Below are 20704 nucleotides of genomic sequence, written 5' to 3'. Positions count from 1 at the left end.
AGCGGGGCATCCGTAGCAACATCCCGGCGTATCGGGCACGTCGAGGTTTCGAGCAGGTCCGCCGCGACCCGCGCGGCCGATCGCCTAGGAGGACGCCGCATGTTGCTTGCCGACGGCACATGGACCGGAAAGATCTTCGACGGGCGCTGGACCTCCGGGTCCGGAGGGACGTACGAGGCGGTCGAGCCGGCGACCGGGAACGTGCTGGGTGTGGTCGGCGCGGCCGATCCCGCCGACGTCGCCCGCGCGGCTTCCGCCGCCGCCGCGGCGCAGGGCGACTGGGCGGCCCGGCCGTACGACGAGCGCGCCGCCGTATTGCGCCGCGCGGGGCTGCTGTTCGAGCGGCACGCCGAGGAGATCCGGGGCCTGCTGGTCCGCGAGTCCGGATCGGTCCCGGCCAAGGCGTCCGTCGAGGTGGGCTTCGCCGCGGCCGAGTGCTTCGAGGCGTCGGCGCTCGCGGCGCATCCGCAGGGCCTGGTGCTCCCGTCGGCCCAGCCGCGCTGGAGCCTGGCCCGCCGCCGTCCGGCGGGCGTGGTCGGTGTGATCGCGCCGTTCAACTACCCGCTGATCCTGTCGATCCGCTCCGTCGCGCCCGCGCTCGCGCTCGGCAATGCCGTCCTGCTCAAGCCGGACCCGCGCACGGCGATCTGCGGCGGTGTGGTGCTCGCCCGGATCCTGGAGGAGGCCGGCCTGCCCGCCGGTGTGCTGCACCTGGTGCCCGGCGGGGCCGAGACGGGCGCGGCCCTGGTGTCCGCCCCCGAGGTACGGATCGTCTCGTTCACCGGATCCACCGCCGCCGGCCGCCGGATCGGCGAAGCCTGTGGACGCCTGCTCAAGCGCGCACACCTGGAACTGGGCGGCAACAACGCGCTGATCGTGCTCCCCGGCGCCGACGTGGACCGCGCAGCGGCGGCCGGCGCCTGGGGCTCCTTCCTGCACCAGGGCCAGATCTGCATGGCCACCGGCCGCCACCTCGTCCACGAGAGCCTGTACCCGGACTACGTGGCGGCCCTGGCCGCGAAGGCCGACCACCTGCCGGTCGGCGACCCCGCGACCGAGGACGTGGCACTCGGCCCGATCATCGACGAGCGGCAACTGCGCCGGATCGACGGCCTGGTCCGGGACAGCGTGGCCGCGGGCGCGCGGCCGGCCGCCGGCGGCACGTACGAGGGGCTGTTCTACCGGCCCACCGTGCTCGCGGACGTGCGGCCGACGATGCCCGCGTACACCGACGAGGTGTTCGGACCGGTGGCGCCGGTCGTCCCGTTCGACACCGTGGAAGAGGCCATCGCGCTGGCCCGGAACAGCGAGTACGGGCTCTCGCTCGGCATCCTCGGCGACGTCGGGCAGGCGATGCGCGTCGCCGACGCGATCCCCACCGGCCTGGTGCACATCAACGACCAGACGGTCAACGACGAGGCCAACGCCCCCTTCGGTGGCCAGGCGGCGTCGGGCACGGGCGCCCGGTTCGGCGGTCCGGAGGCCAACATCGAGGCGTTCACCGAGACGCAGTGGGTGACCATGCGGGGAGAGATCGCGCCGCATCCGTTCTGAGCGGCGGGGCTCGACTCCGAGCGGCGGCACGCACTCGCCGGGCGCCCGGCGGAGCCCGGCACCGTCCGTGCCGACCACGTCGAAAGCCCGGTGATGTGGCAGGCTCGTGGGCCTACGCCCCGCGATCCGAAAGCAGGACCATGTCCGGCACGAACCACCTCGCCCAGGCCGACCGAGCAGTGCGCGAGGGACGCATGGACGTCGCCGTCGAGCTCTACCTGGCGGCCGCCGACGCCGGTGCGCCCGACGCCCGGCGCAAGGCCGGCGAACTGATGTTCGCGGGCGGCGACGAGACCGCCGAGGCGGTGCTGCGCCAAGCGCTGGCGGAGGGCGACACGGAGGCCGTGGACGCGCTGAGCGAGTTGTTGGAGGTCACCGGTCGGGCGGAGGCCGCGGTCGACCTGCTGATCGACCGCCACCGGCTGGGCGAGACGCGCTGGGCGCTGCCGATCGCCAACCTGCTCGCCGACGCGCTCGACGAGCCGGCCGCGGCCGAGCGCTGGTACGTTTCGGCGATCGAGACCGGCGACCCCGACGCGCCGAACGACTTCGCGGCCTTCCTCCAGGACTTCGACCGGGCCGCCGAGGCCGAGGCGCTGCTGCGCCCGGCGGCGGAGGCCGGCGACGCGTTCGCGATGGCCAACCTCGGCCGACTGCTGCTCAACGGCGACGCCGTCGACGACGGCATCGCCTGGCTGACCCGCGCGGTCGAGGCGGGCCAGGAGGACGCGCTGGTCGACCTCGGCGACGCCGAACTGGACGCGGGCCGGACCGAGGACGCCCGGGAGCACATCCGGCGCGCGCTCGACGCCGACCTGGCCGGCTCGCGCCTGCTGTACGCGCACCTGCTCGACCGGGAGGGCGCGGCCACGAGCGAGGTCGAGGCGGCCTACCGGGCCGCGGTCGAGGCGGGCGACGTGGAGGTCGACGGGGGCGACGCGGAGGACCTGGGATGAGGCGCGCGGCCCTCGGAGCGACGCTGGCCGCGCTGATCGCGGTCGGCGCGTGCGGACCGGGCGACGACACCGGCACCGACGGCGAGTCGGCGCCGCCCGCGGCCACGCGCTCGGCCCGGCCCGGCGAGATCCGCGACGAGAAGGCGCACGTGTCGTACGTGCTGCCCCAGGGCTGGTACGCCAAGCCGCCGGATCCGATCGTCGGCCTGTACTCCTCGGTCGCCACCACCGTCGACCCGAAGACGACCGACCCCACGGCCAAGCCCACGCCCGACCCGAACAACCCGGTCGGCACGTTCATGGTCGGCGTGGTCGACACCAAGGCGTACGTGACCGCCAAACCGCGATCGATGCCGGAGATGGCGGAGACCATCGGCCGGGCCCAACTCGAGCTGATCTACCCCGCCAAGGCCCAGGACGTGGTGCGCTCCAGCGAGGCGGCCCGCCTCGACGGGCGCAACGCGTGGCTGATGGACATCGAGAGCACCCCCGAGGACCGCAACGTGGCGCCGTTCCGGCTCCGGGTCACCGTGATCGACACCGGCGCGGTGCCGATCTACATGTTGTCCTCGGCGCCGAGCGGCGCGACCGAACGCTTGCGGGACATCGAGTCGATCGAGCGCTCGATCCGCTTCTGAGCCGGCCCCTCGAACCTTCGCCGCCGATGACGAACGCCCCGATCCCCGGTGGGGATCGGGGCGTTCGTCATCGCTGATCAAAGGCTCCGTCGACGCGTGATCGTCCCGCGTTCGGCCGCACCCACTGCCCTCGGCTCGGTAGGCTGACCTGGGATTTCGACGAACTCCCGGGATGCGACGGCCGGTTGGCGCCCCGGGCATGGGATGTCCGGTCCGACGCGCGGTTTTCTTTGCCAAACGATCCGCCCGGAAGGGCTTCGGATTCGGTAACTTCCAAGTGGTCCACCGATCTTGCCGCGCTTTCTACCAGATCGCGGTCGATCGGTGACCGAAAATCGCAGTTCGGGCCCGTTTCCAGGAAGTATTCGATCACGGTGCTCTCAGCAGCCCGACCGACTGGAGGGGGAGACGTGGCCACCACAGTGTCCAGGACACGTTCGACCGTACGGCTGGTGTCGAAACCGCAGACCGTCTCCGCCGCGCGGGCCCACGTGCGGCGCTTTTGCGAGCGGGTCGGTTTCGAGTCCGACGATCCGGTCCGGGTCACCTCCGAACTGGCCTCGAACGCCGTCGAGCACGCCGGCGACTACGGCGACTACGAGGTGTCCGCGTCGCTGCACGGCCGGATGTTGTGGGTCGAGGTGTTGGATCACCTGCCGTGTTCGCTGCCGTCCCCCGTGGAGGTGTTGGAAGACGCCGAGGCCGGCCGCGGTCTGCTCGTGGTCGCCGCGTTGACCCGGCGCTTCCGGGTCGAGTTGCGCAGCGGCGGACGCAAGGCGGTGTGCGCCGGGTTCGAGGAGGACTTCGGCGAGGACTACGGCGCGGACTTCGAGGACGACTTCGGCGACGACGCGGGGGACGACCTCGGAGAGGTCTGAGCCCGCCCGATACGGTCGAGCGCGTGCGGTCCGGTCGTACGACGGTGCGACCGGCGCGCGGGTCGACGTGTCGTGACGGAGGAGGACCGGGGTCGGATGGTGTTCGGGCGGCGCAGGGGACGGGGTGAGGCGGAGCCGACGGCCGGGGTGGATACGGCGTCGGTACCGGGCTCGGAGGATCCCGTCGCGACGGGCGATCCGGGGCGCGACTTCGACGCGGATCCCGCCTCGGAGCCGGACCCGACGGCCGGGTTCGACCCCGACGCGCCCGCCTGGCAGCGCGTCACCGCGTTCCGCTACGGCCCGTTGTCGAGCGACGCGTCGAAAAGGCGTACGTCCGGCCCGGCCGGTTCCGGGGTCGGCGTGCGGATCCTGCGCGGCGGTGGCCCGGGGGACTTCTTCACCCCGTGTGCGCTCGCCGGCAACGACCGCCGCTCGTTGTACCTCCCCGACGGCGACCTGCTCTGCACGGTGGACCCGGCCGAGACGATCGACGACGTACGACACGACCGGGTCCGCGCCGCCGACGGCGAACCCGTCGGCACCATCCGGCGGATTCCGCCCACCCGGCGACCGCTCAAGCACACCTGGCGGATCGACCAGCCCGGCCGGCCCGAGATCGTCGGCCGCAACCTCTTCGCGACGACCGATCCACGCCGCCTGGCCGCCCACACGGCGGACACCGCGCTGAGCCTGACCTTCGACACCGTGCTCGGCGGCCCCGATGGTTCGATCGGTGCGGTACGCCCGCGCGTACTCGCCTGGAAGGCGGCCGGCGACCTGGTGATGACGACGGACGGGCACGGGCAGCCGGTCCGGATCCTGGCGCCGTGGGTCGACCGGCGGCTGGCCTTCGTGTTCGCGATGCTCGGGGACCGGTGACCCGAGCGACGGGAAGCCGTCCGGCTCCGCCGTGCGCGCGGTGTACGACGGCGGCGTGCGAACACGATGTTCGATGCCGGCGTACGGGCGGACGCGGCGGAGCCGAACGGCTCTTCGGGGCGGCGCGGATCTACTTCGTGGCACCCGCCGTCGGCTCGAGGGCGCCGAAGATCACCAGGCCGAGCACGACCAGGCCCAGGACGACGCGGTACGCGACGAACACGGTGAAGCTGTGCGTGCTGATGAACTTCAGGAACCAGGCGATCGCCGCGTAGCCGACCACGAACGCCACGAGCGTGGCCACGATCGTCGGCCCCCACGCCGGCGCCGGCCCCTCGCCGATCTTGAACAACTCCAGGCCGCCGGAGGCCAGTACCGCCGGGATGGCCAGCAGGAACGAGTAGCGCGCCGCGACCTCGCGGCGATACCCCATCAGCAGGCCCGCGGTGACCGTACCGCCCGAGCGGGAGACGCCGGGGATCAGCGCCAGCGACTGGGCGAAGCCGTAGATGAGCGACTCCTTGCCGTTGAGCTTTTCCATGCCCCGGTTGTTCAGCGCCATCCGGTCCGCGACCAACAGGATCAGACCGAACACGATCAGCGTGGTGCCGATCAGCCGCAGATCGCGGAACGTGGTCTCGATCGTGTCCTGGAAGATCAGGCCGAGTACCCCGATGGGCAACGTGCCGACGATGATGTACCAGCCCATGCGCGCGTCGAGTTCACCGCGCAGCGACGGCGTGTACAGGGACTTCACCCACGTGCCGACGATGTTGCCGATGTCCTTGCGAAAGTAGATCAGGACGGCGCTTTCCGTCCCGATCTGGGTCACGGCGGTGAACGCCGAACCCGGGTCCTCCCAGCCGGCGAACGCCGACACGATGCGCAGATGCGCGCTGGAGGAGATCGGCAGGAACTCGGTGAGCCCCTGGACCAAGCCGAGTACGACGGCTTCGAACCAACCGATCACCGGACGACTCCGGGGCGGGAAACAGGGATGCGGATCATGGCCGTCACGGTAGCGGCGGCCCACGGTGGGTCGGGTGGACATCACATGTCCGAAGTTGGACGGAACGGTAACGGCGGAGCCGCCGGCGCGGATCCGGGCGCGGAACGACACGGATCGGGCCGCGCGCGGACCCGAGCCGTCGATTGCGGTCGCGGTGCCGGTACGGGTACGGGTACGGGTACGGGTACGGGTACGGATAACGATTTGCCCGGGCGCGGGCGGACGGAAATCCTGGTCCGATGACCGGCGACAGCAGCGCACAGCAGGTTGGTACGACGTCGCCCGAGGCGGAGGCGCCCGGGATGCCCGAGGCCGTGCCCGTGGCCTCCGGGGTGCGCGTGCCGTGGGAGGCCGCGCCGCAGGGGCTGCGCGCGGCGGTCGAGGCGCGGCTCGGCGCCCGGGTGGTGCGGGCCGTCACCCAGGTCGGCGGATTCTCGCCCGGCATCGCCGCCCGAGTCGAACTCGCGGACGGCCGAAGGGCGTTCGTCAAGGCCGTCGGCGCCGACGCGAACCCCGACGCGCCCGCCCTGCACCGGGCCGAGGCCAGGGTCGCCGCCGCCCTCCCGTCCACCGCCCCCGTGCCGCGCCTGCTCGCCGAGGTCGACCTCGACGGCTGGGTGGCACTGGCCTTCGAGGACATCGACGGCCACACGCCGGCGCAGCCCTGGCGCCCGCAGGACCTGACCCGGGTCCTGGCCGCCTGTGCCGACCTGGGCGCCGTCCTGGATCCGTCCCCGATCGAGGTGCCCACCGTCGCCGAGGCGCTGGGCGTCACCTTCGGGGCGTGGCGACGCGGCTTCGACCCCGAGCCGTTCGGCGCGTGGACGTGCGCCAACGTCGACCGGATCGCCGCGCACGAGGCGCACTGGCCGACCGCCGCCGAGGGCACCGCGCTCGTGCACGGCGACCTGCGCGCGGACAACATCCTGCTGACCCCGGACCGGGTCGTGTTCGTCGACTGGCCGTGGGCGGTGCGCGGAGCGTCCTGGATCGACGTGGTCCTGATGGCGCCGAGCGTGATCATGCACAACGGCGACGCCGCCGTCGACCCGATCGAGGCCCATCTGGGCCGCCGGGGAGTGGAACCGGACCGGATCACCGCCGTACTGGCCGCCGCCGCCGGATTCTTCGCCGCGAACTCCCTGCGGCCGGCCCCGCACGGCCTCCCGACCCTGCGCCCGTTCCAACGCGCCCAGGCCCACGGCGCGCTGCACTGGCTCCGCCGGCGCCTGGCCTGAGCCGCCGGACCGGGTCTGCGGCGCGTCTCAGCGGCGTGCCGCGTGGGCCTTGCCGCGCTGGGCGCCGAGGCCGGTGACGCGGGCCACGGCGACGCCGATCGCGCCGGGGAGCAGGCCCGCCGCGACGAACGCGACGATGCCGGCGCCCCACCAGGCGGTCTCGAACAACACGCGCGGAAGCCCGGTCAGCGCATCGGCGTTGTTCGCGGCGGCGAACCGACCCCAGAGGAAGATCATTCCGGTCGGTGCGGCCGATCCGACCAGGATTCGCACCGGCCAACCGGCGGCGAGCGTGAACCCCCAGTAGGCGGTGGCCGCGACGGCGGCCAACTCGGCGAGGAACAGGAACAACATCGCGGTCCAATAGAGCACGTTCATGCGAGCCTCCCCGTGACGCGCGAGAGCGCTGCTCTCACTTGAGAGCATCATTCTGCGTCCGGTGCTCCAAGTCAAGAGCACTGCTCTCGTTTGCGAGCGCCGATCTTGTTCGCATCGCAGCGTCGGGGTGTCACTCGGGCCGAGAGGGGTCGGCCGCAGCGTGCCACGCCCGCCGCCCCTCCGGCGATGGGCATGACACGCGCATGACCCGGCCCTACTCGCCGGGGGTGCCGGGCCCCTGGGAGCGGACCCGCTCGACGTGCTCCAACGAGTCGCGGAGGTCGGCGAGCCACGAGTCGGTGTTGCGCTGCACCAAGCGCACACACCAGGCCAGCGCGTCACTGCGACTGCGCGCGACGCCCCCCGCGACAAGGGTGTCCAGGACCTGGCGTTCGGGCTGACGGAGCCGGGTCATCACGGGTACGGAGACGGTGGTGTACAGGGCGCGGGTGCCGCCGCACTCGACGCCCCACGAGACCTTGCGGCCGAAGCGGCGTTCGGCCTCGCGGGCCACCGCCATGCGGTCCTCGCGGGTGCGCTCGCGGAACTCGGCGATCCTGCCGTCGAGCGCGGCCTCCCGCTCGTCGGTCGAGACCTCCTCGGCGAGTTCCGGCTCCGGGATGCGGCCGATGACGGTGATCTCCTCGCGGTCGACGGTCACCTCGACCAGCGCGGTGAACAGGCTTTCGGGCAGGCGTCCGGTGAACCAGCCGCGCACTGCTTCCTGCTTCGTTGTAATCATGTAATTCAAGTTACGCCGATGCGAAGGGAAGGCAAGGAGGTCCGCCCACAGCGGAATCCGGGGAAGCGCGCCGCGCCGCGCCCGCCGGGACCAACCCGCCGGTGTGTCGACGACCCGTCCCGGCCGGATGGCAGAGCCGGAAGGTAGCTTGGGCCGCATGACCATCGAGTGCGTTGCCACACGGGTACCGGTCGGGGTGGGCCGATGAATCGGCTCGGACTGGTCGCGGTGGTGGTGCGGGACTACGACGAGGCGATCACGTTCTATACCGGCGCGCTCGGGTTCGACCTGCGCGAGGACACCCCGATGGAAGACGGGAAACGCTGGGTCGTGGTCGCCCCGCCCGGCACGGGGCCGAACGAGGCGGCCGTACTACTGGCCAGGGCGGTGGACGACGAGCAGCGCTCCCGGGTGGGGGACCAGACGGGCGGCCGGGTCGGACTGTTCCTGTACACCGACGACTTCGCGCGCGAGCACGCCCGCATGGTGGCGGCGGGCGTGGTCTTCGAGGAACCGCCGCGCCGGGAGAAGTACGGGATAGTGGCCGTCTTCCGCGACCTGTACGGAAACCGCTGGGACCTGATCGAACGGATGGGCTCGATTCGCTGAGGGCGGGGGCGAGCGGCGAGCCGACCCGCACCCGCGCACCCCGTACCGCCTACTGCGCCAACGAGATGACCAGCCACAGAAACCCCACACCCGCCACCGTGCACAGCAGCGTCGAGCCCGACGGGTGTGGGCTGTGCGCCTCGGGGAGGATGTCGGCGGTGGCGAGGTAGAGCAGGAAGCCGGCGAAGAAACCCAGGTACAGACCGAGCGCGTGCTCCGGGATGGTGAACGCCAGCGTGACGGCCGCGCCGGCCACCGGCGCGAGGGCGTCCGCGCCCAGCAGGGTCAGGGCCCGGCGGCGGTCGTTGCCGTACAAGCGGGTGACGGTGTACGTGTTGAAGCCGTCGGCGAAGTCGTGCGCCACCACCGCGATCGCCACCGTCGTGCCCACGGTGGTGCCGGCCTGGAACGCCGCGCCGATCGCGAAGCCGTCCATCACGCTGTGCCCGACCAGCGCGATGCCGGCGGTCAGTCCGATGCCCTTGACCCGGCCGTCGGTGCCCATGGTCGGGCCGTGCTGGTGGGCGTGCGGGGCGTACTCGCCCTCGTGGCCCCGGTGGATCGCCACCGAACGCTCGACCACGTGCAGTACGAGGAAGCCCAGGACGAACATCAACAACGCCTGCGGCACCCCGCCGACCCGCCCACCCGCCGCCGACAACGCCTCGGGCAGCAGGTCGAACGCGACCACGCCGAGCATGAGTCCGGCGGCGAGACCGAGGACGAGATGGCGGCGATCGCCGATGCGCTGCGCCACCCAGCCGCCGAGCAGGGTCATCAGGAAGGCGCCGGCGGCGACCAGTACGGCGGTCACGCCCGCGCCTGCCCTTGCCTGCGCGGCCGCACCCGGGACGACGTCATCGAACCATCGTCGTCGAGCGGACGGGCGCCCGCGCTCGGGGCTGCGCCGTACGAGTGCGGATCGGCGCCGGGGGATCGGCGCGCGGATCCACGAACCCACGATCGCCTGCGGACGCAACGGCGCGCACCGATCGCTCAGGCGTCGGCGGGCTCCGGCTCGTCGCGGTGGCGGGCGCGGAAGGCGGCGGCCTTGGCCCGGTTTCCGCAGCGACGCATGTCGCACCAGCGGCGGCTGCCGCGGCGTGAGGTGTCCACGTAGAGGCGGGTGCAGAGCGGCGCCTCGCACTCCCTGATCCGGTCCGCGTCCGGGCCGCCGAACAACGTGACCGCCGAGCGGGCGATCTCGGCCAGCACCGCCGCGAGGTCGCCGGTGCGCTCCACCAGGCCGTCCGAGGTGAGCGCGACCCGCACCGGCTCGCCGGCCGCCAGGCGGTTGAGCGCCTCGCGGTCGGGGTCGGCGTACCCCGGCGGTGTCTCGCGGGCCAGGGCCAGCCGGTACATCGTCTCGCGCAGCTCGATCGTGTCCGCGAGCCCCTGTTCGTCCACCGCCGGGAGCGTGTCCACGAGGCCGGCCGCGACCGTCCAGGACGCGAGCGAGGCCGGCGTGTCGAGGAGATCGCGCGCCTCGGTGCGGCGCGCCTGGACGGTGCCGATCAGGTCGAGTGCGACGTCACCGCCGCTGAAGGTGTATGCCACGTCCTCATGGTAACCGGTTTGACAGGTTAGTGTCGGACGGGTCAGGGTGAGTAACCGGATTGGGCAGTTATTCCAACGTCGATCGGGAGTGGGTCCAGTGACCGCCGCGAACACCACCCAGGACAGCACCCGGGCAGGCAGGCAGGACGCCGCTCCGGGCGACCGGTCGGCACCGACGGCCGTCGGTCGCCCGCCGGGTCGGACCGAGCGGGAAACCGGACGAGAACCCGGGCGAGAACCCGGGCGGGAACGGCGAAGGGACGCGGTCGGGAGGGCGGTTGCGCCGCTTTTCGTGCTGCTGTGGAGCAGCGGGTTCATCGTCGCCGCGATCGGGGTGGACGCGGCGCCGCCGTTGTTGCTGATGTTCTTCCGGTTCGTGCTCGCCGGAGCGCTGCTCGGTGCGTTCGCCCTGGCCGTGCGGGCGCCGTGGCCGCGCGGTCGACGGCTCGTCCATGTGATGGTGGCCGGACTGCTGTTCCAGGCGGTCCAGTTCGGCGCGCTGTACACGGCGCTGTCGCTCGGCATGTCCGCCGCCGTGGCGGCCCTCGTCCAGGGGCTCAATCCGGTGCTGATCGCGCTGTTGGCCGGGCGCGTCCTCGGCGAGCGGGTGAGCGTTCGGCAGTGGCTGGGCTTCGGCCTGGGCACGATCGGGGTCGTGCTCGCCGTCTCCGGCCCCGCCGGCACGTCGATCCCGGCGCTGGCGCTGGCCGTGGTCGGGCTGCTCGGGCTCAGCGTGGGCACGGTGTACCAGAAGCGCTATGTGCAGGACGTCGATCTGCGCACCGGCACGGCCGTGCAGTTCCTGGTCAGCGCGCCGTTCATCGGCCTGGGGTCGCTGCTGTTCGAGACGCCGCACATCGGCGCGTGGGGGCCGTTCCTCGGCACGCTCGCGTGGATGGTGCTGGTCAACTCGATCGGGGTGTTCACGCTGCTCAACCTGATGTTGCGGCGGTCCTCGGCGAGTCGGGTCGGCACGCTGTTCTTCCTGACGCCGGCCGCGACCGCGCTCCTGGCCTGGCTCCTGCTCGACCAGTCGTTGCGGGTGACCACGCTGGCCGGGATCGCGATCGGCGGCGTCGGGGTGCTGCTGGCGAATCGGGACTGAGCAGAGGCGGGCGGCCGAAGGGCCCGCCGTCGATCAGCCCAGCACGTCGGCGACCGCCCGGGTGACCTCCGGCCAGGCCGGCGAGAGCGGGTCGACCGGCTCGAAGTGACCGATGTCCGGGAGTTCGCGCAGGTCCGCCCCCGAGACGGCCGCGAAGGTCCGACTCAGCGCGATCGGGACCTGCTCGTCGGCGTCGCCGTGCAGCAGGATCAGCCGGCGCCCGCCGGCCCCGCCGGCCGCCAGCCGGACCGGGTCGGTCTCGGCGAGCACTCGCTCGGAGTGGTCGGGCAGGAACTCGGCCGCCGCCCCGTCGTCCAGGTTCAGGTCCAGCGCCGCGTCCAGGTCCAGTACACCGCCCAGCGCGATCGCCCCCGCCAGGGCCGGCGGCGCGGACAGCCGACCCGGGCCGCCCGCCGGCACCCGATCACGGAGCGCGGCCCACACCGCCAGGTGTCCGCCGGCGGAGTGGCCGAGCAGCACCGTCGGTTCGCGAACCTGCGCCGCCAACAGATCGACGGCGGCGGCGACATCCTCGAAGGTCCCGGGCCGGCCGCCCCCCGGCTGCCCGGCCCGGCGATACTCGACGGTCGCCGCCGTGTACCCCTCGGCCGCCAAGGCGACGCACATCGAGTACGTGTACCCCCGGTCGTACCGGGCCCGCCAATACCCCCCGTGCAACACCACGACGAGTCCCCGCGACTTGCCCGGCGCCTGCCAGAGATCGACGACCTGCTCCGCCTCGGATCCGTACCGCAACGTACGATCCGGCCCGGCAGCCGGCCGATCAAGAATGTCCCGCGAAGCGCTCATCCCGGCATTCTCCCGCCCCTGTCCCCGGACCGGCCGCCGCCCCCGGCGTGTTCAGGCGGAAGCGGTCGCGGCTTCCAGCAGCTCGTCGATGCCCGCTCGGATTCCGTCCGCGAGGGTTTGGGCGTCGGGGACCGCGTCGAAGTCGGCGGTGATGCCGAAGGTGACGTGGTCCAGGTAGGAGAAGACGCCGACGCCGATGCGCATCGTGGCGGCGATCGGGACGTACGGGTAGAGCTCGCGCAGCGGGCGGCCCAGCATGTACAGCGGGACGCGCGGGCCCGGGACGTTGGTGGTGAGCGTCTGCAAAAGGCGCTGGGGGAAGCGCAGCGCGGCGCGCGAGCCGAGTGCCAGCAGGGTCGGCGCGGCGAAGTTGCCCAGATTGGTGAGGACATCGGCGCCGGCCGCCTGCCGGCTGCGTTTGAGGTCGTCCATCTGCTCGCGGATCGAGCGGAGCCGGGCCGCCGGATCGTCCTCGCCGACCGGCAGGTTCACCAGGATCGCGCTGAGCCGGTTGTTGAGCGTCCTGCGCTCGCGCGGCGCGCGCACCGACACCGGGACCAGCGAGCGGACCACCTGATCCGACGTCAACTCGCCCCGCCCGGCCAGCAGATCGCGGAAGCCCCGGGTGATCGCGGTCAGGATCACGTCGTTGACGGTGCCGCCGAACTCCTTCCGGATCCGTTTGATCTCGGCGATCTCCGCATCGGCCCACACCCAGCGCCGATGCGGCCCGATCGAGCCGTTGAGCGAGCCGGCCGAGGTCTCCAGGAGCCGATTCGCGGTGCCGGGCAGGCTGCGGGCCAGCGCCCGGACGATGTCGGTCAACTCCGAGCCGCTGCGCATCTCCCGAGCCAGCGCCGGCACCGCCGCCAGGTGCTTGATCGGCGCGGCGACGGCGTCCCGAAGGCCGTCCGCGATCAGATCGACGGTGCTCGGCGCGGGCTCCGGGAGCCACGGGTCCGTCGACTCGTCGGCCTCGGGCGGTTCCGGGTCCTTGCGCCAGTCGAGCAGGATCTGCAGCAGGTCGGTGCCGGCGATGCCGTCGATCAGGCAGTGGTGCACCTTGGAGATGATCGCCCAGCGGTCGTCGGCCAGGCCCTCCACCAGCCAGACCTCCCACAGCGGCTTGGTCAGGTCCAGCCGCTGCGCGAACAGCCGGCCGGCGAGGTTGCGCACCTGGTCGGCGCCGCCCGGCGCGGGGACCGCGGTGTGCCGCACGTGGTAGAGGATCTGGAAGTGTTCGTCGTCCACCCACACCGGGCGGCCCAGATGCAGCGGCAGCGTGCGGACCCGCTGCCGATAGCGCGGCACCTCCGGCAACTTCGAGACGAACAGCCGGATCACGTCGCCGTACGACGGTGCGGGCCCGTCGAAGATCAGCACGGATCCCACGTGCATCGGCACGTTCTCGTCCTCGACGAAGTAGAACCCGGCATCCATCGCGCTCAATCGGTCCATCCAGGCACCGTAGGTCGGTTCCGAGGTCCGGTCCAGATACCCGGCGAAACGTGAAAAGCGGTACCGGCTCCGAGGTCGGGCGGACAGCGACGGGGATGGCGGCTAGAGTCCGGGCGGCACATATCGAGGGGGGAACTCGCAGATGGGCACATCGGGCACAGCCGTGCCGAGATTCGGATCCATGCGGCGTGCGGGGGTGATCGCGCCGGCGTTGGCCGCGGTGCTGGCCCTGGCGCTGGCGGGGTGCGACGGGGGCGGGGGCGGCAAGTCCGGCTCGCCGAAGCCCTCCCAGAGCGGGGGCGGGGCGGCCACGGCCACCGCCGCGGCGTCGGGTTCGCCGACACCTTCCGCACCTGCGTCCTCGTTGTCGCCGTCGCCGTCGGCGGCTTCGAGGAACCCCACGCCGAAGCCGTCGAAGGCAGCCGTCCCGCCGGCGGGCGACTCGGTCGGCACCGGGGGGAGCAAGAGCACCGGGTCGAGCGGCGGTTCGGCGGGGACGGGTTCGTCCGGCGGCTCCGGCACCTCCGGCAGTACCGGCGGCAGCAGTACCGGTGGCGACGGGCCGGTCTACTACAAGAACTGCACCGCGGTTCGGGCCGCCGGCGCCGCGCCGATCCACCGCGGCGAACCCGGCTACGGCGCGCACCTGGACCGGGACGGGGACGGTACGGCCTGCGAATGAGGCGAATCGGCCGCCGTTCGGGAGGGGGAGTGCCGGCGGCGGCCGGTCGGGCCGGCTACAGTCCTATGACAGTCGACCACGGGGGCGTGTACAGCATGCGACGTACGAAGAAACGAATCTTCCGGATCGGGACGGTCGCCGCCGCGGCGACCACGGCGGGTGTACTGGTCCTGGCGGGATGCGGCGGTGGGAGCAAGTCGTCGAAGCGGCCGAAACCGCCGAAGCGCACGACCGTTTCCGTCCCGAGCGCGACCGCCTCGAGCCCCGGCGTCGCGCTGCCGACCGCCTCCCGCTCCGGACCGACGGACACACCCGATCCCACCCGCTTCACGACCTCCGGATCGGCCACGACGGGAAACTCGGGCGGTTCGGTCACCGGCGGCACGTCGGGCATCTCGTCCGGCGGCTCGAAGGGCGGCTCGACCAGCGGGTCCAAGGGCGGCAGTTCGTCCGGCAGCGGGTCCAAGGGCGGTTCGTCCAGCGGTTCGAGGGGCGGCAGTTCCCGCGGGGGCCGGTGACGGCTCGGCGTGACCCGGGCGCGAGCGGGCTGCCGGTCCGGCCCCCGTTCCGCCGCCCGCCCGCCCCATCGCCCGACCACCTGCGGATCGACCCGCCCACCGCCTTCGCGCCGACCGTCCGGACACGGCAGGATGGCATCCGGCGTGGGGGCGGACGGGTGCAGGGCGGAAGGGCGATAGCGTGGCGAGTCGGCGGAGCACCGGCGTGCTGGGGACATGGGCCGAACTACAGCGGCAGCAACAGCGGCAGCGCGAGGCCGAGTTGCGCGCGCGGCAGCAACAGCAGCGGGCGGACGAGCGCAATCGCCGTGAGGCGCAGAAGGCCGCCGCACGCGCGGACCGCGAGGCGCAGCGCGCCTACCAGCAGGCCCGCGAGGCCGAAGTGGCCCGACGGACCGCCGAGATCGAGGAGCGGGTCGCCGAACTCCAGGGCGTGCTCCGGGCCCGGCTGAGCGCGCCGGGGTTCCACATCGACCGGTTGCGCGCCGCCGTCGAGATCCCGCCGTTCCAGCCGGGGGAGTTGGCCCGACCGATTCCGATGCCCGATCCGGCGCGCTATCAGGTCGCCGCACCGTCCGGCCTGGGCTCGTTCGCGCCCGGCGCGCACTCGCGCTACGAGCAGGACCGGGCGCAGGCACAGGCCCGCTACGAGCACGACCTGCGGGCCGCGCAGGCCGCCGAATACGAGCGGCAGCAGCGATACCACGAATACCACCGGCAGTTCGAGGAGTGGGCCAACGGTCAGCGGGCGCTCGCCGCGCAGCGCAACGAGCAGGTCGACGACCTGGTGCGGCGGCTCGCGGCGCGCGACCCGGAGGCGGTCGAGGACTACTTCGAGGGGGTCCTGCTCGCCTCGCCGGACTGGCCGGAGGGATTCTCCGACCAGTCGACGGTGGCCTTCGACGCCGCGCGGCGCCAACTCGTGGTCGACCACGAACTCCCGACCGTCGACGTGGTGCCGGTGGTGGCCCGGATGCGCTACGTGAAGACCGACGACCAGGAGAAGGAGGTCGCCCGCACGGCGACCGACCGGCGCACGATCCACCGCGACCTGCTCGCCCAGAGCGCGCTGCGGATACTCGCCGAACTGTTCTTCGCCGACCACGAGGGCATCCTCGACTCGGTGGTGCTGAACGGCTTCGTCCAGGCGATCGACCCGGCGACGGGCCGGCCCGGGCGCACGTATCTGGTCACGGTGACCGCCCGGGCGCAGGACTTCCGGCACATCAGCCTGGACCGGGTGGACGCGGTCGCGTGCCTGGAGGCGATGGAGGGCGTCCTGTCGACGCGTCCGGACCGGCCCACTCCCGTTCGGACGACCCGGCTCGCGGACAGCGTCGCCTCGGCGCCGACCCCCACGCTGCCCGCGCGGCCCGGCGCCGGCGACGACGATCCGGACCTGTTCGTGATGGACCCCATCGAGTTCGAGAACCTGATCGCCCAGCTGTTCCAGCGCATGGGCATGGAGGTCGCGACCACCGCGCGCAGCGGCGACCAGGGCGTCGACGTGGTCGCGGTGGACCCGGACCCGATCCGCGGCGGCACGATCGTGGTGCAGGTCAAGCGCTACCGGCACACCGTCCCGCCGACCGCCGTGCGCGACCTGGCCGGGACCGTCCAGCACCACGGCGCGAACAAGGGCCTGCTGGTGACCACGTCCGGGTTCGGGCCCGGCAGCCACGAGTTCATCCGCAACAAGCCGCTGGGCCTGGTCACCGGGCCGGAACTGGTCGGCCTGCTCGCCCGACACGGCCTGCGCGGTCGGCTGGGCCCGGGCACCGGCACGGCCGCCGCGTCCGGCAGCCGGCTGCTGGTCCAGGTGGCCTGGGACCCGGGAACCGCGCCGCCGCTGGACCCGTGCGCGTTCGTGTGCCGACGCGGGCGGGTGCTCGGCGACGAGCACTTCGTCTTCTTCAACAACCCGGCCAGTCCGGAAGGGGCGGTGCGGATCGGCGACGGGGTGGCCTTCCTGATCGACCTGGCCCTGCTGCCCCGCGAGGCCGACCGGCTGGTCCTGGCCGCCGCCGTCGACGAGGAACACGCCCCCGGCCGCGACCTGAGCACTCTGCGCGGCACCAAACTCACCCGCCTCGACCAGGCCGACGGCCGCGACCTCGGCACCAACCCGGTCCCGACCCGCCGCCCCGGCGAAACCGCCATGGTCCTCGGCGCCTTCGTCCGCGCCGACACCGGCTGGACCTTCTCGCCCACCACGAACGGCTTCCGCAACGGCCTGCTGGGCGTCGCCGAGTCGCACGGCGTGGAGGTGGAGTGAGTCCACCCCGGTATGCGGACGGGGGCGCCTCTGTGCGACGCGGGGGCTCTACCAGGCTGTCGGGGCTCGTCCTACCTGCGTGGATCCGTCGTACCCGTCTGTCAGGATGAGCGATGTGGCGACGAACGATCCCGGTGGAGGCGGCGGCGAGGACGGGCAGTTGGCGCTTGGGGTCGAGGAGGCGCGGCGGGCCGTGCGGGCCGCCCGGGGGCGCAAGCCGAAGACGCCGGCGCAGGCCGAGCGGCTGCCGGTGGCCAGGGTCGTCGTGGACAAGGGGCTCGTGCACCTCGATCGACTGTTCGACTACTCGGTGCCGGCCAAGCTGGCCGAGCAGGCTCAGCCCGGGGTGCGGGTGCGGGTGCGGTTCGGGGCCAAGGTCGTGGACGGGCGGCGGCGCGGTGGCGGGTTGATCGACGGGGTGATCGTCGAGCGGGTCGAGCGCAGTACGTACGCCGGACCGCTGGCCCCGTTGGCGAGCGTGGTCTCGCCCGAGGTCGTGCTCGCGCCGCCGATGGTCGAACTGGCCCGGGCGGTGGCGGACCGGTACGCCGGCAGCCTCGCCGACATCGTGCAGCTCGCGCTGCCGGCCCGGCACGCGCGCGCCGAGGCGGAGTCCTCGGGGAGCCGTTGGCGCGACCCGGGCCGCCCGCGCCCGGACCGTGGTCGCGCTACCCGGCGGGCGCCGCGCATCTGGCCGCGCTCGCCGCGGGGGAGTCGCCGCGCACGGTGTGGACCGCGCTGCCCGGGCCGTACTGGCCGGACGAGATCGCCCGTGCGATGGCCGCCGCCCTGGCCGGCGGCCGGGGAGCGCTCGCGGTCGTCCCCGACGCCAAGGCGGTGGATCGGGTCGACGCGGCGTTGACCGCGCTGCTCGGTCCGGGCCGGCACGTCGCGCTGACCGCCGGACTGGGGCCGGAGGAGCGCTACCGGCGCTGGCTCGCGGTCAACCGGGGTGCGGTCCGCGCCGTCGTGGGTACCCGCGCGGCGATGTTCGCGCCGGTGGTGGAACTGGGCCTGGCCCTGGTCTGGAACGACGGCGACGACTCGCACGCCGACAAGAACGCGCCGCACCCGCACGTGCGCGAGGTGCTGGCCATGCGCGCCGCCCGCGAGCACGCCGCGTTCACCGTCGGCGGGCACTCCACCACGGTCGAGGCCGCGCAACTGGTCCGCACCGGCTGGGCCCGGCCGCTGGACGCCGACCGGGCCGCGGTCCGCGCCGCCGCACCGCTCGTACGCACCGTGGGCAGCGATTTCGACCTGGCCCGGGACGAGGGGGCGCGCGCCGCGCGGTTGCCGAGCCTGGCATGGGACGTGGCGCGCACCGCGTTGCGCAGCGGCCCGGTCCTGGTCCAGGTGCCCCGACGCGGCTACCTGGTGCGCACCTCGTGTCGGCGCTGCCGGGAGCCGGCGCGCTGCGCGCACTGTTCCGGGCCGCTCGAACTGCCCTCCGGGGACGGGGTGTTGACCTGCGGTTGGTGCACCCGTCCGGCGCCGAACTGGCATTGCCGGGTATGCGGCGGGGACCGGATCCGGGCGGGCGTGATCGGCGCGCGACGGACCGCGGAGGAGTTGGGCCGCGCGTTCCCGACGGTGCCGGTGCGTACCTCCGGGCGGGACGCGATCCTGACCACCGTGCCGGACCTGCCCGCCCTGATCATCGCCACGCCCGGAGCCGAGCCGGTCGCGCCGAGCGGCTACGCGGCGGCGCTGCTCCTGGACGGCTGGGCCCTGCTCACCCGGCCCGACCTGCGCGCCGGCGAGGAGGCGCTGCGCCGCTGGCTGGACGCGGCGAGCCTGGTCCGCCCGGCGGGGGAGGGCGGCACACTGGTCGTGGTCGCCGAGTCCACGCTGCGTCCGGTGCAGGCGCTGGTGCGGTGGGACCCGCAGGGCTACGCGCTGACCGAACTCGGCGAGCGGGCCGACCTGAACCTGCCGCCGGTGTCGCGGATGGCGTCGGTCACCGGGCCGCCCGCCGGGATCGCCGACTTCCTGGCGGTGTTGCGATTGCCGGACGGGGTGGACGTACTGGGCCCGGTCCCGGTCGCGCCGACCGTCGCCCGCACCCCGCCGCCGGCGCCGGCCGGACCCGACCCCAGAGCCGCCGACACTCGCGCCGAACTCACCCGCGCCCTGTTCGGCACCACGCCGCCGCCCCCCGCGACGGTCCGGCCGGCGGCCGAACCGCCGCGCCACGAACGGGTCCTGCTCCGAATCGAACCGGGCCGCGGCGCGGAGTTGGCACACGCGCTGAAGGCGGCGCAGACGTTGCGACTGGCCCGGGGCACCGCCGATCCGGTGCTGATCAGAGTCGATCCGCCGGACATCGGCTGACGGGGTCGGGCGCGGCGCCCGGCTCACCCGAACGGCGCGGCGCCTCGGCCCCAGGGTCGGTGCCCCGGCGCCGGGCGTCCCGCCGGATGTCACAGGCCGACCGGGATGTCACGAGCCGGCCCGGGTGTGACCCGCCGACGCGTGTGACGCCGCGCCCGCGCGGGTTGCTCGCCGGTCGCGCCCCGCCGGCCCCGCGACGACTCCGGCGTTGTTCGCCCCTCTCGCGTTCGGTCGTCACCTCCGGAGAGTGTCCGCCACCTCCGGCGGGGTTGCCGGAGGTACGCCGGATCCGCCCGCGCCCGCGACCGGAGGCCGGCGCGGACGGTCGCCGGCCGTACCGCGGACCGCCCCGCCCGCGACCCGTGCCGGCATGCGGGAGCCGGGCCGCGCCCGCTCAGTAGACTTGCCGCTCTCCGGTTCCGAGCGACCGACACCGCCGAGCGGCACACCTCGTGTGCCGCGCCACCACGCGCGGCGGTCGCCGGCGGCCGGCAGCCGTACCACCGACCGACCACCGATGGGGGAGCACACCCGTGGCAGTCCAGCCGATCCGCCTGTTCGGCGACCCCGTCCTGCGGAGCAAGGCCGACCCGGTCACCGTGTTCGACAAGGAACTGCGTCGACTGGTCGCCGACCTCACCGACACCATGCGCGACGCGCCCGGCAGCGGCCTGGCCGCGCCGCAGATCGGCGTCGCCCTGCGGGTGTTCACCTACCAGGTGGACGGCGAGGTGGGCCACCTGATCAACCCCGACCTGGACCTGTCCGAGGACGAACAGGACGGCCCGAGGGCTGTCTGTCCCTGCCGGGTCTGCGCTACGACACCAAGCGTGCGTACGGCGTGGTCGCCAAGGGCTTCAACATGCACGGCGACCCCGTGGTCATCGAGGGCACCCGACTGCTCTCGCGCTGCATCCAGCACGAGACCGACCACCTCGACGGCATCCTGTTCATCGACCGACTCGACCGCGAACAGCGCAAGTCCGCGCTGCGTGCGCTGCGCGAGGCGGAATGGGCGGGACAGGCCCCGCCGCAGGTGAAGTTCTCCCCCCACTCCACCTTCGGGAAGGCCCTCTAAAAC

General features: G+C 73.4%; 19 protein-coding genes and 2 pseudogenes. 13 read left to right on the top strand and 8 right to left on the bottom strand.

Going from position 1 to position 20704, the window contains the following annotated elements:
* Window positions 1-99 precede the first annotated feature (99 nt).
* The 5 genes from B4N89_RS02800 (at window position 100) to B4N89_RS02780 (ending at window position 4908) form a co-directional block, all read left to right on the top strand.
* Entirely contained in the window at window positions 100-1554 is a 1455-nt protein-coding gene (locus B4N89_RS02800; protein WP_078974281.1) for a benzaldehyde dehydrogenase, read from the top strand.
* Window positions 1555-1694: 140 nt separating this feature from the next.
* On the top strand, window positions 1695-2510 hold the full coding sequence (locus B4N89_RS49570; protein ID WP_078974280.1) for a hypothetical protein: 816 nt from the start codon (window positions 1695-1697) through the stop codon (window positions 2508-2510).
* Complete coding sequence (locus B4N89_RS02790; RefSeq protein ID WP_078974279.1) at window positions 2507-3148, top strand: hypothetical protein; 642 nt, start codon at window positions 2507-2509, stop codon at window positions 3146-3148. Before B4N89_RS49570 ends, B4N89_RS02790 begins: the two co-directional genes overlap by 4 nt.
* Window positions 3149-3600: 452 nt before the next feature.
* A complete protein-coding gene (locus B4N89_RS02785) occupies window positions 3601-4026 on the top strand; it encodes an ATP-binding protein (protein ID WP_078974278.1) in 426 nt (141 codons plus the stop codon).
* Between the two features lie 72 nt (window positions 4027-4098).
* Window positions 4099-4908, top strand: a complete 810-nt coding sequence (locus B4N89_RS02780) for a hypothetical protein (RefSeq protein WP_078974277.1) — start codon at window positions 4099-4101, stop codon at window positions 4906-4908.
* A gap of 130 nt (window positions 4909-5038) precedes the next feature.
* Here B4N89_RS02780 and B4N89_RS02775 read toward each other — a convergent pair whose 3' ends face one another.
* On the bottom strand, window positions 5039-5875 hold the full coding sequence (locus tag B4N89_RS02775; protein ID WP_201260954.1) for an undecaprenyl-diphosphate phosphatase: 837 nt from the start codon (window positions 5873-5875) through the stop codon (window positions 5039-5041).
* Between the two features lie 281 nt (window positions 5876-6156).
* Between B4N89_RS02775 and B4N89_RS02770 the strand changes: the two genes are divergently transcribed.
* Window positions 6157-7155, top strand: a complete 999-nt coding sequence (locus B4N89_RS02770) for an aminoglycoside phosphotransferase family protein (protein ID WP_235618440.1) — start codon at window positions 6157-6159, stop codon at window positions 7153-7155.
* Between the two features lie 27 nt (window positions 7156-7182).
* Here the strand turns inward: B4N89_RS02770 and B4N89_RS02765 are convergent, their stop codons facing one another.
* Together B4N89_RS02765 and B4N89_RS02760 are read right to left on the bottom strand one after the other, a co-directional pair.
* Entirely contained in the window at window positions 7183-7533 is a 351-nt protein-coding gene (locus tag B4N89_RS02765) for a YrdB family protein (protein ID WP_161500600.1), read from the bottom strand.
* A 214-nt stretch (window positions 7534-7747) separates the two neighbouring features.
* Window positions 7748-8275, bottom strand: a complete 528-nt coding sequence (locus tag B4N89_RS02760) for a hypothetical protein (RefSeq protein WP_078974274.1) — start codon at window positions 8273-8275, stop codon at window positions 7748-7750.
* Between the two features lie 204 nt (window positions 8276-8479).
* Between B4N89_RS02760 and B4N89_RS02755 the strand changes: the two genes are divergently transcribed.
* Window positions 8480-8884, top strand: a complete 405-nt coding sequence (locus tag B4N89_RS02755) for a VOC family protein (RefSeq protein ID WP_078974273.1) — start codon at window positions 8480-8482, stop codon at window positions 8882-8884.
* Window positions 8885-8933: 49 nt separating this feature from the next.
* Here the strand turns inward: B4N89_RS02755 and B4N89_RS02750 are convergent, their stop codons facing one another.
* Window positions 8934-9662 carry a ZIP family metal transporter gene (locus tag B4N89_RS02750; protein WP_078979065.1) on the bottom strand — a complete coding sequence of 243 codons (729 nt, stop codon included), beginning with the start codon at window positions 9660-9662 and terminating at the stop codon, window positions 8934-8936.
* Between the two features lie 218 nt (window positions 9663-9880).
* A complete protein-coding gene (locus tag B4N89_RS51160; protein ID WP_235618439.1) occupies window positions 9881-10441 on the bottom strand; it encodes a CGNR zinc finger domain-containing protein in 561 nt (186 codons plus the stop codon).
* A 292-nt stretch (window positions 10442-10733) separates the two neighbouring features.
* Here B4N89_RS51160 and B4N89_RS02740 point away from each other — a divergent pair, with 292 nt between their 5' ends.
* A complete protein-coding gene (locus B4N89_RS02740; protein ID WP_101896976.1) occupies window positions 10734-11546 on the top strand; it encodes a DMT family transporter in 813 nt (270 codons plus the stop codon).
* A 33-nt stretch (window positions 11547-11579) separates the two neighbouring features.
* Here B4N89_RS02740 and B4N89_RS02735 read toward each other — a convergent pair whose 3' ends face one another.
* Both B4N89_RS02735 and B4N89_RS02730 read right to left on the bottom strand, forming a co-directional pair.
* The gene (locus tag B4N89_RS02735) at window positions 11580-12356 is read right to left on the bottom strand and encodes an alpha/beta hydrolase (protein WP_078974271.1); all 777 of its coding nucleotides are present in this window, start codon (window positions 12354-12356) and stop codon (window positions 11580-11582) included.
* Window positions 12357-12407: 51 nt separating this feature from the next.
* Complete coding sequence (locus B4N89_RS02730) at window positions 12408-13814, bottom strand: WS/DGAT/MGAT family O-acyltransferase (RefSeq protein WP_078974270.1); 1407 nt, start codon at window positions 13812-13814, stop codon at window positions 12408-12410.
* 181 nt (window positions 13815-13995) lie between these two features.
* Here B4N89_RS02730 and B4N89_RS02725 point away from each other — a divergent pair, with 181 nt between their 5' ends.
* Window positions 13996-14496 (top strand): excalibur calcium-binding domain-containing protein, encoded by a 501-nt coding sequence (locus B4N89_RS02725; protein ID WP_078974269.1) that lies wholly within the window; start codon window positions 13996-13998, stop codon window positions 14494-14496.
* Between the two features lie 55 nt (window positions 14497-14551).
* On the opposite strand, the gene B4N89_RS02720 is transcribed toward B4N89_RS02725, so the two are convergent.
* The gene (locus B4N89_RS02720; protein ID WP_143657808.1) at window positions 14552-14962 is read right to left on the bottom strand and encodes a hypothetical protein; all 411 of its coding nucleotides are present in this window, start codon (window positions 14960-14962) and stop codon (window positions 14552-14554) included.
* Between the two features lie 257 nt (window positions 14963-15219).
* Here B4N89_RS02720 and B4N89_RS02715 point away from each other — a divergent pair, with 257 nt between their 5' ends.
* The 4 genes and pseudogenes from B4N89_RS02715 to B4N89_RS53290 all read left to right on the top strand — a co-directional run bounded on the left by B4N89_RS02715 (window position 15220) and on the right by B4N89_RS53290 (window position 20701).
* Window positions 15220-17289: a restriction endonuclease gene (locus tag B4N89_RS02715; RefSeq protein WP_078974267.1), complete on the top strand. Its 2070-nt coding sequence runs from the start codon at window positions 15220-15222 to the stop codon at window positions 17287-17289.
* Window positions 17290-17395: 106 nt separating this feature from the next.
* A pseudogene (locus B4N89_RS02710) lies at window positions 17396-19623 on the top strand (primosomal protein N').
* 452 nt (window positions 19624-20075) lie between these two features.
* A pseudogene (locus B4N89_RS53295) lies at window positions 20076-20339 on the top strand (peptide deformylase); the annotation flags it as partial.
* 125 nt (window positions 20340-20464) lie between these two features.
* Window positions 20465-20701, top strand: a complete 237-nt coding sequence (locus B4N89_RS53290) for a peptide deformylase (protein ID WP_414646353.1) — start codon at window positions 20465-20467, stop codon at window positions 20699-20701.
* Window positions 20702-20704: the final 3 nt, after the last annotated feature.

This window comes from Embleya scabrispora, assembly GCF_002024165.1.
Lineage (GTDB): Bacteria > Actinomycetota > Actinomycetes > Streptomycetales > Streptomycetaceae > Embleya > Embleya scabrispora_A.
This window is presented reverse-complemented; position numbering and strand designations above follow the sequence as displayed.

What these genes read in the sequence shown, in the direction of transcription:
- B4N89_RS02800 (WP_078974281.1), top strand. Translation starts at nt 100, where the DNA reads ATGTTGCTTGCCGACGGCACATGGACCGGAAAGATCTTCGACGGGCGC.
- B4N89_RS49570 (WP_078974280.1), top strand. Translation starts at nt 1,695, where the DNA reads ATGTCCGGCACGAACCACCTCGCCCAGGCCGACCGAGCAGTGCGCGAG.
- B4N89_RS02790 (WP_078974279.1), top strand. Translation starts at nt 2,507, where the DNA reads ATGAGGCGCGCGGCCCTCGGAGCGACGCTGGCCGCGCTGATCGCGGTC.
- B4N89_RS02770 (WP_235618440.1), top strand. Translation starts at nt 6,157, where the DNA reads ATGACCGGCGACAGCAGCGCACAGCAGGTTGGTACGACGTCGCCCGAG.
- B4N89_RS02765 (WP_161500600.1), bottom strand. Translation starts at nt 7,533, where the DNA reads ATGAACGTGCTCTATTGGACCGCGATGTTGTTCCTGTTCCTCGCCGAG.
- B4N89_RS02760 (WP_078974274.1), bottom strand. Translation starts at nt 8,275, where the DNA reads ATGATTACAACGAAGCAGGAAGCAGTGCGCGGCTGGTTCACCGGACGC.
- B4N89_RS02755 (WP_078974273.1), top strand. Translation starts at nt 8,480, where the DNA reads ATGAATCGGCTCGGACTGGTCGCGGTGGTGGTGCGGGACTACGACGAG.
- B4N89_RS02750 (WP_078979065.1), bottom strand. Translation starts at nt 9,662, where the DNA reads ATGACCCTGCTCGGCGGCTGGGTGGCGCAGCGCATCGGCGATCGCCGC.
- B4N89_RS02735 (WP_078974271.1), bottom strand. Translation starts at nt 12,356, where the DNA reads ATGAGCGCTTCGCGGGACATTCTTGATCGGCCGGCTGCCGGGCCGGAT.
- B4N89_RS02730 (WP_078974270.1), bottom strand. Translation starts at nt 13,814, where the DNA reads ATGGACCGATTGAGCGCGATGGATGCCGGGTTCTACTTCGTCGAGGAC.
- B4N89_RS02725 (WP_078974269.1), top strand. Translation starts at nt 13,996, where the DNA reads ATGCGGCGTGCGGGGGTGATCGCGCCGGCGTTGGCCGCGGTGCTGGCC.